A 14,870-nucleotide genomic window follows, 5' to 3' on the forward strand; every position below is an offset into this window, starting at 1 on the left:
GATCTTTTCACGCAGTTGCCCGACGACGGACAACCGCCATGCGTCCCCTATCAGTTCCTGAACTCCACCGGCACACGAAAGAACAGGCTCGGCTGGCGGATGTCATCGGGAAACGCCGGCATCGGCGCAGCGCGGCGAACCATGGCCAGCGCCGCCTCGTCGAGCGCGGCATCGCCGGCCGAGCGCACCAGCTTGATGCTCGAAACGCTGCCATCCCGTGCCACCACGAACTCCACCGTCGCCGTGCCTTGGCCGCCACCACGGGCGGCTTGCTTGGCCCGGCGCAGCTTGGCGATGACCTTGCCCTTGTAGTTGGTGCGTGCGCCCTCGCCCTGTTCGTCGCCGGACCCGTCCGCCGTGCCGTTGGCGTTCGACTGCACCGCCGTGCTGGTCACGACCTCGCCGCCGCGCTGGCTGTTGATCTCGGCCCCGGCCTTCTTCTCGACCTTGGCAACCTTCTTGGCCGGCTGCTTTTTCGGCTCAGGTTTCTGGGGTTCGGGTTTCTGGGTTTCGGGTTTTTGGGGTTCGGGCTTCACCGGCTTGACCTCCGGCATCGCCGTGACCACCGGAGCCTGCTCCGGCTCGACCGGCGTCTGCTCCGGTGCCAGCAAAGGCACGATCGGCTGCATCGGATCAACCGGAGCAATCGATGTCAGCTCGGCCACAGGCGGCACCACCGCCGCCGTCACTGTCTCTACCGCTTGCAGCGGCTGGATCGGCTGCACCGTCTCCATCTGCATCTCGACGGGCTTGATCACGGTCTCGTCCGCCCCTTCGATGAGATCCTGTAGCGATCCGACCACGGCCACAGCCCCGCCGGCGGACGCTGCAATCTCGGGCGCCTCCTCGTCCGGCACCATATAGGCCGAGGCGGCCGCATGGGCGGCAAGCGACAGCGCGAGCCCTGCCGCCAGGTAGTGCCAGGGCCTCATGCCGGCTGCCCCTTGCGCGTGATCAGCACGATGTCCTTGATCCCGGCCGCCGTCAGCGCGGACAGAACCGCCTCCAGCTGATCGGAGGGCAATGTCGCCTCGGCGGCAACGCGCATCAGCCCGCCGCCCTTGGCCAGATGCGCCGCAATCGCCGCCTCCAGCGTCACCGGCTTGTCTTCCAGATACAGCTCCTGCTCGCCGGCGATGATCAGCGCGCCGGTCGAGCGGATGTTCTCGTCGTCCTGGATCATCTCCGGCGGCGTGATCCGCCGGGCGTCGTCACGCGCGACCGATCCTGCGAACAGGAAGAAGATCAGCATCAGGAACACGATGTTGATCAGGGGAATGGTGTTGTCCGTCATCTGACGGCGCGGCGGTGTCCGGAACTTCATCGCCCGCTCCTCAGTTCAGGCCGCTGACCAGCACGGCCTTGACGCCCGCCTTGCGCGCGGCGGCCAGCACCGCGACCGAATCCTGCACCGCAGCGCCCGGCCCGGTCCACACGGCAACGATCTTCAGCGGATCATTGGCGAACGGCGCCAGCGCCGCCTCCAGGGCAGCGCTTTCAAGCGGCAGGCCATTCAGGTCCATCTTGCCCTCGCCATGCAGGCGCAGCAGCGCCGGCCGCGCCCCTGCCCCCGCGCCCGCCGCCGCACTCGACACCGGCAACTGATGATAACGGGAGAAGGACGAGGCCAGCATGAAATACAGCAGCAGCAGGAAGATCACGTCGATCAGCGACGTCAGGCTGACCGGCCTGCGCTTGACCCTCGGCTCAAACCGCATGGCGGGATCCACCCTGAATGACATCCAGATGGGCTGGAAGCACGGCGGCGCGTTCAGCCGCAGCGCCGGTAAAGAACGCGGTCACAACCGCTTCCATCTCCTGCTGCGTCCGCTCGATCCGGCCATCGAACCAGCTGACGGCCGCCGAGACCGGAATGGAAATGGCGAGACCCACGGCCGTCGTCAGCAGCGCCACCCAGATGCCGCCGGCAAGAACCGACGGATCAACAGCCGCCCCTGCCCCCTGCATGGCCTGAAACGCCTCGATCATGCCCAGCACCGTCCCAAACAGACCCAGCAAGGGAGCCGTCTGCGCGATCAGGTCCAGCGGCCTCAGCCACGACCGCAAGGCCGCGATCTTGCCCATGCATATGCGCTCGATGTCCTCGCGCAGCAGGTCCGGCCGCGCCCCGCCCGGCCGCGTCTGCGCCTTCAGCAGCAGGGCCAGGACCTCGCTCATCATGCCTTTTTGTCCGGTCACCCGGGCGAGCGCGCCGGTAGTATCACCGTCCAGATAAAGGCCCAGCGCCTGCCGCGAGCGGGCGTAGCGGCTCGCCCCGGACAGGGCGAACTGCAACACCTTGGCAAACACCAGTGCCAACGCCACCACCGACATGACAACCTGGATCGCCACGACATTTCCACCCTGCGCGATCAGATCGGCAACGGGCAGGAGGAACGCGGGCAGCGAAAGAGACAACTCGGACAACATCGACCAGATCCCGGTAGGAGGTGCGCTCAGCAAAGGTTGCGGCAGGCGCACCGAATAAACCTGAGTGCAAATGACAAGAAATTAATCGCACCGCAACATGCAAATGTCCAGCGCATCGGGACATGGCCCTGTGTGTCGGGGACCCAGGATGCGATTGGCACCTCAAGCCCCTGATCTCAAACGGATTGTGGAGCCAAACCACGCCACTCCAGCTTGAGCTCCTCCCGCCAGGCGAATTTCTCCAGATGCACATCGATGACGGCCTGCATCCGCTTCAGCCCCTCTTCCTCGGCGCTTTCGCAGGCAATCGTCAGACGGTCGCCCTCGGCGGTCATCCGGCAATCACCAAAGGGGAAATCGACCCGGCCCATCTCAGGCGTCCATTCACAGGTTACCTTGTGGGCGAAATGCTTGCACAACTGCTGCAGATATTTCGAAGCCGCCGGCGTCACCGCCTCGGCGCTGGATCTGAACATGTCCCTCTCCTTCAAATGCGCGTCCCGAACGGGCCACGTGCGGTCCGTTCCGTGCTTGTTTGCCCGCGACCTCCGGGCGCCCGACTGAAAACCGACGCTGCCCCAGACGCGTCATTCCGGCCAAGCTGAGCGTCAGCGAAGCGCCGAGCCGGGACCCGTCCCGGACCTGATCCGGGATCCAGAAATCAGCCGCGCACAGCGCGCCAAAACTGACCTGTGGTCCGCGGCCTGCACCGGTTTGGTTCCGGGCTCGCTGACGCTTGCACTGACACGCTGGATTCCGGATCTTCGGTTCGCTTCGCTCACCTTGTCCGGAATGACGGCGTGGCATGCACATGGACCGGGGTTCCGAGGATCAGGGAAAGGCCTCAGCCTTTCCCGTATCTGTCCGTTTGATCAAAACTTCGCCGAAGCACTCAGATAGAAGCTACGGCCCGGCGAATAGGCTGGCGGGATACGGCTAGTCGGGTTGTAGCTGCCGCGGCTGTAATACTCCTCGTCGAACAGGTTATTTACCTCGGCCCGCAGCGTCAGGTCAGTCTTGGCCAGCTGGGTCTTCCACTGGGCAAAAACGTCCACCACCTGATAGCCTTTAATGGGGTTGCGATAGCCGTTCCTGGCCAGATCGTCATTGCTGTACTGGAAGGCGATCTCCGCATTGGCGCCGACTTCGATGTTGTAGTCGGAGAAGAGATAGCTTCCTCCGACACTCAGCGTGTCACCAACCGGCACGCCGTTGTTGTAGTCCCCCGACAGGGCAATGCGGTTGCCATACTCCACCTCAGCATGGGTAAAGGCTGCAAACACCGATGCATTGGCCATCGAATAGCGGGCCGTCAGGTCGAAGCCCTTGGACACCAGATCCTGGCCATTGATGCGGGTCCGAGTGGTGAAGTTGTAATCCACCGGGTCAACGACCTTGATGTAGAACAGTTTCGCCCCAAGGTTCAGTCCGCCGATGGTGTAGTCGAGGCCAACCTTAGCATTATGGGCATAGGTAGGCTTGAGCGACTTGGAATAGGTGTAGTTGCCAGCATGGAACAGCGCGGCCTCGGCCTGTTCCAGCCCGGAGAACACATAGCCATATCCACCTTGCAGCTTCAGCCCCTGCAGCACTTCGTAGGACAGGTCGATGTTCGGCGACACGCCGGCATTGTCGAAGGTCTGGCCGTCTACGGCCCGATAGGACTGGAAGTCAGCCCGCAAGCCCGCCGAAATCTCCAGCTTCTCCACCGGCGTCAGTCGTGCCTGGGTGTAGGCACCCACGTTCCAGATCGTTTCCGACACATCGCTCGGGAAGTGGAAGCGGTCGACATGGACATGATCGCGGTAGAAGTCGACGCCGACCGTAATGCTGCCGAGGTCAAAGTTGAACCGGTTCTGCGCATGACCACCGACGGATTCAACGGTCGAATTGAAGTCCCCCACCGGCCGCGTGTAGCCTGAATTATTGGGCCGCTTCAGGCTGTTGAGGTTGTAGTAGAAGAGCACTTCCGGATCGAACAGGCCATCCGCGTTCTCTCTGGTGTACTTGGCCGTCGCCGTGAACCGCTCGTAGAGGTTCTTGTTCATTTCCGCCGTGACCGGCCCCATGTTGGTGCGCATGCGGCGGAAGCCGTTGTCGCGGAAATACTCCGCCGACCCTTCAATCCGATGGCCTTCGGAACTCTGGTAGGCCAGCTTGCCGAGCCCGCTCCACATGTCCGCAGCGGTGCCGACCTCGCGCTTGCCCGCTCCCGTCGTGTAGTCTTGGCCCTCCTGCCGCGTCAGGCCACCCAGCATCTCGAAACCATTGACGGCCGCATAGCCGGAAGATGTCGTCTTGAAGGCTTCCGAGTTGGTGTCATAGCCGAGACTGACAAAGCCGCCATGTGTCTGGCCGTCTTCCAGAAGATCCCGCGCGCTCACGGTCTGGAACAGCACCGAACCGCCGAGCGATCCAGGCCCGAAATCTGCCGGCGCCACGCCTTCATTGACATACACCGACTTCAGGAAGACCGGATCGATGCCGGTATTTCCATTGTGGTGCCAGACGTTGTTTTTCTGCCGGGCTCCGTCGACTTTGACGTTCAGCTTGGACTCGTCAATGCCATGCACGTAAAACTTCTGCGAGGCGGTTGATCCACCCGCAACGCTGACAGACGGCGTCTGCGAGAACAGCTGCTTCAGGTCCTGCGGCTGCGTAGCCTGGATCTCCTCGCGGCTGATCTCCACATCGGCCGCAGCGTTCTGGTCCGCTTCGCTTTTGGTCTTCGCGCCGGCCGTGGTCACAACGACCTTGTCCAGTGTCACCGGCGTCTGGGCCAGCGCACCTTGCGCCAGAAAAACAAGAAGGCTGGCCGATCCCGCCAGTCGGGTCAGCAGACGGCTGTCGCAGTGCATCGTTGGGTTTCTCCATGTTGCGGCCGCATCGCACCGGCAGTCCCGGGTCCAGACACGGCATTCGCAAAACTTGACCAATTAATTCAGGTATTGAATACAGGAGCGCAGGCGATGGCGGCAATTGCTGCGGCCTTTGCGATCCATCCAAAATCCTTTGCATTCGGATCGACGGTTCCGATCCCCACCTCAGGCAAACAAGATGCATTCATCCGCCGGGACTTATCTGACCAAGGCAGATCTCAACCGGGCTGGTGGGGGCCGCAACACGACCTGGGTTGCCCCCTCCCTTCAGCGGAGCGACCAGATCCTGCGCGGCCGGATCGGCTTTCTCGACATCGAGGAGGGCTTGTCGGTGCATTATTCCAATGCGGTTGACCTGCACGACCTGCATACCGAGGCAGAAGCCCCGCCCGGAATCACCGTTTCAGTGTTTCTGGAAGGCGAGGTCGAAGCCTGGATCGGTCCGATGCGCATTCCCGTGCCAGGCCGGGATGCAGACGGTTGCCCCGGCGCACCGGTCGCCACCATCTATGCCATGACGCAACCTGAAAAATTCCTGCGTCAGGCCCGCCGTGGCTGCCGGCTTCGCAAGGTTTCCATCGGAATTTCAGCAAGATGGCTCGAACAGCATTCAGGCTTTGCGTCGAGCGACGCTGACCCGGTCCGGCACTTCATGCGCGAGCACCTCGCACGCAGGGTCTGGGCGCCGGGAGCCCATGCCCTTTCCCTTGCCGAGCAGATCATTGCCCCACCCACCCTTCCGCCGTTCCTGTTCCAGCTCTATCTGAAAGGCCGCGTTCTGGGCCTGATCGAGGAGGCATTGCTGCAGGTGATGACCGATCAACCGGCCAAGGCCGTAACCCGTCCGCCGCTCAAGGCCGGGGAGCGCCAGCGCCTTCAGGCCATCGACAGCTACCTTCAGACCCACCTCGCCGAACCGATCAACACGTCTGAAATGGCCCGCGCGCTTGGTCTGAGTGCCACGAGCCTGCAGCGCTTGATCCGGCAGGCGCATGGCTGTTCGCTCGCCCACCATATCCGCGCCCACAAGCTTGACCGCGCCCGGATGGCACTGGAACGGGACGGCATCAGCGTTGCGGAGGCCGCCTACATGGTCGGCTACAACAGCCCGGCCAACTTCGCCACCGCCTTCCGCCGCGCCTTCGGCCTGCCGCCCAGCGCCGTGCAGGATCGCTGACACCCGAGCGTTGCGGATACGACGCGGCGAAGGCGACACCACGTATAGATACATGAGAATGAAGCTCAACTTTTCTCTGGACCTCGCCCCCCCTCCGGCGCTAGACCTCGGGCATCGCGCCAGCCAGCCATGCCAGCCACGCGCCATTTCCCGTTTCATTCTCACGAGGTCTGCCCATGCTTCGCCTTGCCCGCCTTGCTGCGGTGGCGTCCGCCATCGCCCTTGCCGTTCCGGCTGTTGCCGCCGCTGTCGAGATCGAGACCGCGAAAGGCCCGGTCACGCTGGCCGGCACCCCGGAGAAGGTCGCCGTCTTCGACATCGCCGCGATTGATACCCTGCTCGCGCTTGGCATCGTTCCCGCCGGCGTGCCGGACAAGCTTTACGTCGCCTATCTGGGCGAGGACATCGCCAAGGCCCCCAAGGTCGGCACCCTGTTCGAGCCCAACCTGGAAGCCGTTGCAGGCCTCTCTCCAGACCTCATCGTCATCGGCGGCCGCTCCTCCACCCAGGGCGAAGCGCTGGCGCCCATCGCCCCGGTCATCGACATGACCATCGGCAGCGACGTGGTCGCGGAAGCCAAGGCCCGCCTCACCGCCTATGGCAAGGCCTTCGGCAGGCAAGCCAGGGCCGCCGAGCTGACCGCTGCGCTCGACGCTGAACTGGCCGCCGTCGCCAAGGCCGCCGAGGGCAAAGGCACCGCGCTGGTCCTGCTCACCAACGGCACCAAGCTCTCCGCCTATGGCGCCGGCTCGCGCTTTGGCTGGATCCATTCGACCCTCGGCCTGCCGGAAGCCCGTGAGGGCCTCAAGACCGACACCCACGGCGACGCGATCTCCTTCGAGTTCATCGCCGAGACCAACCCGGACTGGATCTTCGTCATCGACCGGGGCGCTGCCATCGGCGAAGCCGGCTCGGCGGCCGCCACCCTCGACAACCCGCTGGTCAAGGGCACCAAGGCCGCCAAGGCCGAACAGATCGTCTACCTGTCGCCCGCGCCGATCTACATCGCTGGCGGTGGCTACACCTCGCTGATGGGCACCCTCGCCGAGCTGAAGGCCGCGCTGGCGAAGTAAGCCCGCCGCGACCCAGCCAACGCCCTGCCAACGCCCAGCCAACGCCAGGTTCCAGGTTCCAGGTTCCAGACGCTCATGCGCCTCGCCGCCCTCCTGACCCTCGCCCTCATCCCCTTGTCCGCGCTGAGCCTCATGCTCGGCGCGGCAAGCGTCGATGTGGCCGCGATCGGGCATGATCCGCAGGCGGCGCTGATCTTCTGGGTCTCGCGCCTGCCACGCACCCTGGCCGTGCTTCTCACCGGCGCGGCCCTTGCCGTTGCCGGTGTCATCCTGCAGCAGATCGTGCGCAACCGCTTCGTCGAGCCCGGCACCACCGGCACCGGCGAGGGCGCGGCCCTTGGCCTTCTGGCCATCACGCTGCTCGCCCCCGGCGCGCCAATCGTGGTCAAGATGCTGGTGGCCAGTGCCGCCGCTCTTGCCACCACCTTCCTGTTCCTGCGCCTCATCCGCCGCCTGCCCCCGCGCGAGGTGCTGCTCGTGCCGCTGGTCGGCATGATCCTCGCCGGCGTGCTGCAGGCCGCCGTCACCTTCATCGGCTGGCAGACCGATCTGATGCAGTACATCAGCACCTGGCTGATGTCGGGCGAGTTCTCCGGCGTCATCGCCGGCCGCTACGAACTGCTCTGGATCGCCGGTGCCGCGGCCGCCCTCGCCTATGTCTACGCCGACCGCTTCGTCCTCCTGGGCCTTGGCCGGGACGCGGCGACCAACCTCGGGCTTAACACCGAGCGGGTGCTGCATCTGGGCCTTGCCGTCGTCTCCATCGTCACTGCGCTCGTCGTCGTCACGGTAGGCATGATCCCCTTCGTCGGCCTTGTCGTGCCCAACCTCGTCTCGCGGCTGATGGGCGACAACCTGCGCCAGAGCCTGCCCGTGGTCGCCGCCGGCGGCGCGGCGCTGGTGCTGGCCTGCGACATCCTCGGCCGCGCGGTGCGCTACCCCTACGAGGTCCCGGTCGGCACCGTGCTGGGCGTGCTGGGCTCGGCGCTGTTCCTTTGGCTTCTCTACCGGCAGCCGGCGCGATGATGGCTTTCGTCCGCGCCCATCCGCTTGCCCTGCTCGCCCTTTGCCTTCTCGGCCTCGGCGCCGCCTATCTCTTCGCGGGCCTTGGTCCCAACGCCGGCTTCATCCTGCCGCTGCGCGCGACGAGGCTTGGCGGCATGCTGGTCGTCGGCGCGTCCATCGCGGTCGCCACCGTGCTGTTCCAGACCGTGGCGCAGAACCGCATCCTCACCCCGTCGATCATGGGCTTCGATGCGCTCTATGTGCTGATGCAGACGGCGCTGGTCGCCGTCATCGGCGCGGTCGGCTTCACCAGCCTGCCCAAGGCGCTGAAGTTCGGGCTGGAAGTCGGCGTCATGATCACCGCCGCCGTGCTGCTGTTCGGCACGCTGCTCGGCCGCGGCCCGCGCGACATCGCCCGCATGATCCTGACCGGCGTCATTCTCGGCGTCCTGTTCCGCTCGCTCTCCGGCTTCGTCGCCCGGGTGCTGGATCCCAACGCCTATTCGGTCGTCCAGTCGGTCACCTTCGCCAGCTTCACCCGCATCGACGCGACGCTGCTCCTCATCGGCGGCAGCGCCGCCCTCGCCGCCATTGCTGTCGCCTGTGCCCTGTCGCGCCGCCTCGATGTCATGGCGCTTGGCCGTCCCGTCGCCGTCTCGCTCGGGCTCGGCTACGAGCAGCTGATGCTGCTGGTCCTGGCGCTGGTGGCCCTGCTCGTCTCGGTCTCCACAGCCCTCGTCGGCCCGGTCGCCTTCTTCGGCCTCATCGTCGTCGGCCTTGCCCATGCGCTGGTCGGCGCGGATCGCCATGCAAGGCTTCTGCCTGCCGCCGCGCTCATCGCCGGCATTGTCCTGGTCGGCGGTCAGCTCATCTTCGAGCGCCTGATCGGCCAGCAATCCACCCTGAGCGTGGTCGTCGAGTGCATCGGCGGCCTGGTCTTCCTCTGGCTGCTCCTGAAAGGACGCGTGCGATGATCCGCATCGACAGCCTCAGCCACCGCATCGGCCCGGCCGCCATCCTGTCGGACATCAGCACGACCCTGCCGGCGGGCGCCATCACCGCGCTGATCGGCCCCAACGGCGCCGGCAAGTCGACCCTCATCAACCTGATCGGCCGGCTTCTGCCCCTGCAGCAGGGCAGCGTTCGGATCGACGGCATGGACATCCGCGCCACCCCCTCCGCCAAACTCGCGCAGCATGTGGCCATCCTCGGCCAGTCGAACACGGTCGCCAGCCGCCTCACGGTGCGCGATCTCGTCGCCTTCGGCCGCTGGCCGCACAACCAGGGCCGCGAGACGGAGGCTGACCGGCGCATCGTCGCTGACGCCCTTGCCACCTTCGACCTGACAGATCTGGCCACTCGCTTCCTCGATCAGCTCTCCGGCGGCCAGCAGCAGCGGGCCTTCCTTGCCATGACCCTCGCCCAGGACACCGGATGGCTGTTGCTGGACGAGCCGCTCAACAACCTCGACATGCCGCACGCGCGCGCCCTGATGCAGCGGCTGGATGGCCTGCGCCAGTCCGGCAAGAGCATCGTCATCGTCGTGCATGATGTGAACTATGCCGCACAGTGGGCCGATCATGTGGTTGCGCTCCGGGATGGCCGTCTCTTCGCCGCAGGCACCCCGCGCGAGGTCCTGACCGCTCCGTTGCTCGGTGATCTCTACGGCATGAACCTGAATGTCATCGAGCTGGATCGCCGCCCCTTTGTCATCCACCACCGCTGACAGGGCGCGATGCAGGATCGCAACACCCACGAAATTTATGAATCAAAGATTCATATTTTTCTTGCTGAGAGATTATTGAATATCATAGGGATGCCTCAAAAATCACGTCGCTTTCCCGGAACAAAATTCCCGTAACGGCACGTTTGCGAAAGATAGGGGCTCCTCGCACATGACCAGATCCGCCACTCTCCTGCGCCATCTCCTTGTCGGCACCGCGCTTGCCGCCGGGCTCGTCGGGCCGGCATTGGCCAACGACAACACCCCGGTTCAGGACCTGCCGACCGTCGTGCTGCAAGGCAACACGAAGAACGACAAGCACGCGGGCGCGGCAGACCGGGGCAACTCGATCTACATCAGCGAAAAGGACATCGAGGCCAGCGCCACCGGCAACATGAAGGACCTCTTCGCCGGCCAGGCTTCCGTCACTGTCGGCGGCGGTATCCCGATTGCCCAGAAGATCTTCGTCAACGGTGTCGACCTTCTGAACCTTGCCGTTTCCGTCGACGGTGTCGCCCAGAACAACCGCGCCTTCCACCACACCACCGCGACCACCATCGACCCGGAACTGCTGAAGTCCGTCCGCGTCGATCCGACCGTCGCTCCGGCAGATGCGGGCCCGCATGCCATGGCCGGTGCCGTCCAGTTCGACACGGTGGATGTCGGCGACCTGCTGTCGCCGGAACGCAACATCGGCGCCTATGGCCGCCTGTCCTATGACACCAACGGCAACACTTTCACCCAGTCTGGCGCCGCTTACGGCCGGCACTCCGGCTTCGAACTGCTTGGTTACATCAAGAATGCCAAGGGCCAGGATTACGAGGCGGGCAATGGCCGCCGCGTGCGCGGAACGGGCGCCGATCTGCAGAGCTTCCTCGTCAAGGGCGCTTACGAGAAGGACGGACATCGTCTCGAACTCTCCGGCATGCGCATGATCGACGATGCCCTGCGCCCCTGGCGCGCCAACTTCGGCGCGCTCATCGGCGGCCGCCCGACGCCGCTGCTGCGCCGCTATGACACCGACCGGCAGAACTACTCCATCCGATACGAGGGCACGGACAACACAGGCCTGTGGGACCCGACCGTTCTGATCGGCTTTTCGGAGAACCACATCGACGTGCCCGAGCCCTACGGCAGCAAGGGCAAGTCGAACACGCTCAACGGCAAGGTGGAGAACACCTTCCATTTCACCGAGACCAACGCTCTCACCGCCGGCCTCGACTTCTACGCCAAGACCGGCCGCTACTCGGATCCGACCAGCCGCCTGACCGAAAAGGCACAGAACGTCGGCCTTTACGTCCAGGAGCGCCTGTCCGTCACGGACCGGATCGAGCTGTCCTTCGGCGGCCGCGCGGACTTCCAGTCCTTCGAAGGCGTCAACGGCCAAAAGCGGGATCAATCCGGCATCAGCGGCAATGCCTCTGTGCGCTACGAGGTCATCGACAACCTGTTCCTCAAGGCTGGCTATTCCAATGTCTTCGGCGGTCTGGTGATCGAGGACAATTACACCTACTCGCCGCGCTGGACCTATTCGGCCCTGCGCCCGGCCCGCGCCCAGAACGTGGTCGGCGGCATCGAGTGGCGTCAGGACGGCTTCTTCGCCAATGCAGAAATCTTCCGCACCGACTTCGACAATGCCCGCAACGGCATCAAAAATGACGACTTCATAACCCAGGGCTTCAATCTCGGCGGTGGCTGGAGCTGGGGCGATGGCTCGATCAAGGCGACCTATTCCAACACCGAGGTCGAGGTGAACGGCAAGAAGACCGGCAGCTATGAGGCGCTCGACTATGGCGCACCGCTCGGCCAGGTCATCGCGGTCGAGGCACAGCACAAGTTCGCGGATTATGGCGTTACTGTCGGCAGCCGGCTTGACATGGCCCTCGACTACGACGGCCCGGTCGGGGCCGAAGACGCCAAGAAGACCCTCAAGGGCTATCACGTCTTCAACATGTTCCTGCAGTACGAGCCGGTCCAGCTCGCCGGCCTGCAGCTGCGCCTTGAAGCCAACAACATCTTCGACGCCGACTACGCCGACCGCGGCACCTACGGCGGCGAATACACCAGCGTCCAGCAGCTGAAGGAACCAGGCCGCAGCTTCCTGTTCACGGTCAAGAAGACGTTCTGATCAGGTATAGAAGCAAGGCACAAACGGACCCGCGCCCGCGCGGGTCCAAGTCCTCACCATAACGGCAGGCCTTTCCCGGCCTCCTCCCCACCGCGGCAGAGTTTTCCCAGCATCATCCCCTCCGCCGTCACCCCGGGCGCAGCGCAGCGGAGACCCGGGGCCCACTCGTTCGCAGAGCGGGAGAAATGGTCGCGGCACTGCAAATGCTCGTTTTCCAGAAGAGGCAACGCAATGCCCGCATCGCCGTTCTGGAAGCGAGTAGGCCCCGGCTCTCGCGATGCTCGGCCGGGGTGACATCAAGTGGCGCGGCGATGAAGACAGGCACCTGATCCGGGGCCACGACTTTATGCCGGGACCCCGGGTGCTGTCAGGCCACGATTACTCCGCGCCTTTTTCCTTCAGCCAGGCTTTCATGAAGGCGATTTCCTCTTCCTGCGCCTTCACCACGGCTTCGGCCAGCGCCCGGATCTTGGGATCCGTGCCATGCGCCAGCACCACCTTGGCCATGTCGACCGCACCCTGATGGTGCGGGATCATGCCTTTCACGAAGTCGATATCCGCATCGCCCGTGAAGGCGATGGACATGTCCTTGTGCATGGCGTCGTTGATGGCCTGATAGGCCTTGGTGGACGCACTGGCGCTTTCTGATCCGGCAGCCGGCATGGAATGGCCGCTATGGTCCTGCACGACAGGTTGCGCGGGCGCAGGTCCATCAGCAAGCGCGGGAAAGGCACCCAGACCAATTACAAGGGCGGTCACGGCATAAATCTTCATCATCTCGATGATCCTTTTGGATTGAGCAGAAACTCCGTGGCTCTGGCCACGGCTCAAGAAAAGATCAGGCGAGGGATTTGGGGGGCGGCGGTTCACAAGCCTCGCCAAGGCCGGTCACGTCGGAGTTGCCTGCCGGCCAGTTGACCAATTCATAGCAGGCAGGCGCGTCAGCAGCCAAAAATGACGGAGCAAGAAAGCTGGAAGCCATCATGCAGAGCGTGACACACACATCATCCATCTGCGCCGGCGGACAGCACGGATGGCCGGCCGAAGCCTGCAATGCCTCGGCACCGCTCAGGCTTGTTGGCGCCCAAACCAGGTCGGCATGACTCATGCCGAGATGATCCATGCCGACATGGGCAGGGCTATCCCCGGCGAGCCTGCCTGGTCCCGCAGCCTGCCCTGCCTGAAACGACAAACAGACCAGCGCAAGCACCAGACCGGTGGCCAGCAGAAACGCAATCCAGCCCTGTTTGACAGCATTGACCATGGCCAGACCCTAGCCTGTTTCGCCGACCGCGCGCAACTCTCGTAGCGGCAACTGCCGCAGACAGTCCTTGCTTCCTCCATCGTCATCCAACCGAGACGCTGCACTTCTTCAGCACGAAACTTGGATGAGGTTCACACCTTCAGATCAGCCGCCTCAGGTCAGCTTCTTCGGCCAGGTGTCCGACAGCCGGTAGCCAGCCGGCCAAGGGTCGTCCGGGTCGAGCATCAGCTGGCTCGTGCCGGTCACCCAGCCACGGCCGGAGATTTCCGGCAGGATTGCGGGCTGGCCCGCGACAGTCGTCGTCCCGGCGATGCGGCAGTCAAAGGTCGAGCCCAGCACCGAGATGCCGGTGAAATGATCCCCCACTTGCATCTCGCCCCTTGCCGCCAGAACCGCCATGCGGGCAGAGCAGCCGGTGCCGGTCGGTGAACGGTCGAGCTTGGCCGGCTGGATCGCCACCGTGTTGCGCCCGACCAGCCGGTCGCCCTGCCGCTCCACGGGCAAGGTGAGCTGACAGAACGAGATATGGCTCCATTCGGGGTTGAGCGGATGCGTGAAGCCGAGTTGTTCGTTGGCCGCCCGGGTGATGCGCACGCCGGTTTCCGCCAGTTCGCGCGCCTCATCCGGCACGATCTCGAACCCGAGCGCGCGCGCGTCGGTGATGACGAAACTGTCGCCGCCATAGGCCGTGTCGACGGTGAGCGTTCCGAGCCCTTCCACCTCCAGCGGCACGGACAATTTGCCGGCAAAGGACGGCACGTTGGTCACGTAGATCCGCTCCGCCTTGCCATTGCGGCAGACCGCCCGGACCTCCACCAGCCCGCCCGGCGCCTCCAGCACGAAGCGCGTTTCCGGCTCCTGCATCGGCACGATGCCGGTGTCGAGCAGGACGGTTGCCACGCAGATCGAGTTGGACCCGGACATGGGCGGCGTGTCCTCCGGCTCCATGATGATCCACCCCATCGCCGCGCTCGGATCCTTCGGCGGGACGAGCAGGTTCACATGCCGGAACACCCCGCCGCGCGGCTCGTTCAGCACGAAGTTGCGCAACGCCCCGTCGCGGGCGATGAAGCCGCGCTGCTCCCAGATCGTCTCCCCCGGCGGCGGTGCGACGCCGCCAACGATCACGTCCCCGACCTCGCCTTCGGCATGGCAGGTGACCACGTGGATGATCTTGCTCGTCCGCATCTC

General features: G+C 64.6%; 15 protein-coding genes. 6 read left to right on the forward strand and 9 right to left on the reverse strand.

All coding sequences use genetic code 11. The features are described 5' to 3' along the window. Window positions 1-50: 50 nt before the first annotated feature. The 6 genes from C8348_RS00405 to C8348_RS00430 all read right to left on the reverse strand — a co-directional run bounded on the left by C8348_RS00405 (window position 51) and on the right by C8348_RS00430 (window position 5,288). The gene (locus tag C8348_RS00405) at window positions 51-932 is read right to left on the reverse strand and encodes a TonB family protein (protein ID WP_106751290.1); all 882 of its coding nucleotides are present in this window, start codon (window positions 930-932) and stop codon (window positions 51-53) included. Next, window positions 929-1,324, reverse strand: coding sequence for an ExbD/TolR family protein (locus C8348_RS00410; RefSeq protein WP_106751291.1), 396 nt, complete (start codon window positions 1,322-1,324; stop codon window positions 929-931). Before C8348_RS00410 ends, C8348_RS00405 begins: the two co-directional genes overlap by 4 nt. Window positions 1,325-1,334: 10 nt before the next feature. Next, complete coding sequence (locus tag C8348_RS00415) at window positions 1,335-1,718, reverse strand: ExbD/TolR family protein (RefSeq protein ID WP_106751292.1); 384 nt, start codon at window positions 1,716-1,718, stop codon at window positions 1,335-1,337. Beyond that, entirely contained in the window at window positions 1,708-2,430 is a 723-nt protein-coding gene (locus tag C8348_RS00420) for a MotA/TolQ/ExbB proton channel family protein (RefSeq protein ID WP_106751293.1), read from the reverse strand. The genes C8348_RS00415 and C8348_RS00420 overlap by 11 nt, the downstream gene beginning before the upstream one ends. Before the next feature lie 176 nt (window positions 2,431-2,606). Continuing rightward, entirely contained in the window at window positions 2,607-2,906 is a 300-nt protein-coding gene (locus C8348_RS00425; RefSeq protein ID WP_106751294.1) for a DUF2218 domain-containing protein, read from the reverse strand. A gap of 396 nt (window positions 2,907-3,302) precedes the next feature. After that, window positions 3,303-5,288 (reverse strand): TonB-dependent receptor domain-containing protein, encoded by a 1,986-nt coding sequence (locus tag C8348_RS00430; RefSeq protein ID WP_106751295.1) that lies wholly within the window; start codon window positions 5,286-5,288, stop codon window positions 3,303-3,305. 199 nt (window positions 5,289-5,487) lie between these two features. Between C8348_RS00430 and C8348_RS00435 the strand changes: the two genes are divergently transcribed. From C8348_RS00435 to C8348_RS00460, 6 genes are all read left to right on the forward strand, one after another. Then, complete coding sequence (locus C8348_RS00435; protein ID WP_106751296.1) at window positions 5,488-6,486, forward strand: helix-turn-helix domain-containing protein; 999 nt, start codon at window positions 5,488-5,490, stop codon at window positions 6,484-6,486. A gap of 176 nt (window positions 6,487-6,662) precedes the next feature. Further along, window positions 6,663-7,559 (forward strand): siderophore ABC transporter substrate-binding protein, encoded by an 897-nt coding sequence (locus C8348_RS00440; RefSeq protein WP_106751297.1) that lies wholly within the window; start codon window positions 6,663-6,665, stop codon window positions 7,557-7,559. 75 nt (window positions 7,560-7,634) lie between these two features. After that, window positions 7,635-8,585 (forward strand): ABC transporter permease, encoded by a 951-nt coding sequence (locus C8348_RS00445; RefSeq protein WP_106751298.1) that lies wholly within the window; start codon window positions 7,635-7,637, stop codon window positions 8,583-8,585. Beyond that, window positions 8,582-9,538, forward strand: a complete 957-nt coding sequence (locus tag C8348_RS00450) for an iron chelate uptake ABC transporter family permease subunit (protein WP_244293907.1) — start codon at window positions 8,582-8,584, stop codon at window positions 9,536-9,538. Before C8348_RS00445 ends, C8348_RS00450 begins: the two co-directional genes overlap by 4 nt. Then, window positions 9,535-10,290, forward strand: coding sequence for an iron ABC transporter ATP-binding protein (locus C8348_RS00455; protein WP_106751300.1), 756 nt, complete (start codon window positions 9,535-9,537; stop codon window positions 10,288-10,290). Before C8348_RS00450 ends, C8348_RS00455 begins: the two co-directional genes overlap by 4 nt. 169 nt (window positions 10,291-10,459) lie before the next feature. Further along, complete coding sequence (locus C8348_RS00460; RefSeq protein ID WP_106751301.1) at window positions 10,460-12,415, forward strand: TonB-dependent receptor domain-containing protein; 1,956 nt, start codon at window positions 10,460-10,462, stop codon at window positions 12,413-12,415. A gap of 378 nt (window positions 12,416-12,793) precedes the next feature. Here C8348_RS00460 and copM read toward each other — a convergent pair whose 3' ends face one another. The 3 genes from copM to C8348_RS00475 all read right to left on the reverse strand — a co-directional run bounded on the left by copM (window position 12,794) and on the right by C8348_RS00475 (window position 14,867). Beyond that, complete coding sequence (gene copM / locus C8348_RS00465; protein ID WP_106751302.1) at window positions 12,794-13,192, reverse strand: CopM family metallochaperone; 399 nt, start codon at window positions 13,190-13,192, stop codon at window positions 12,794-12,796. A 61-nt stretch (window positions 13,193-13,253) separates the two neighbouring features. Continuing rightward, window positions 13,254-13,679, reverse strand: a complete 426-nt coding sequence (locus C8348_RS00470; protein ID WP_106751303.1) for a hypothetical protein — start codon at window positions 13,677-13,679, stop codon at window positions 13,254-13,256. 153 nt (window positions 13,680-13,832) lie between these two features. Beyond that, window positions 13,833-14,867: a trans-3-hydroxy-L-proline dehydratase gene (locus C8348_RS00475; protein WP_106751304.1), complete on the reverse strand. Its 1,035-nt coding sequence runs from the start codon at window positions 14,865-14,867 to the stop codon at window positions 13,833-13,835. Between the last annotated feature and the right edge of the window lie 3 nt (window positions 14,868-14,870).

Source organism: Pannonibacter carbonis, from assembly GCF_003012935.1.
Classification (GTDB): domain Bacteria; phylum Pseudomonadota; class Alphaproteobacteria; order Rhizobiales; family Stappiaceae; genus Pannonibacter; species Pannonibacter carbonis.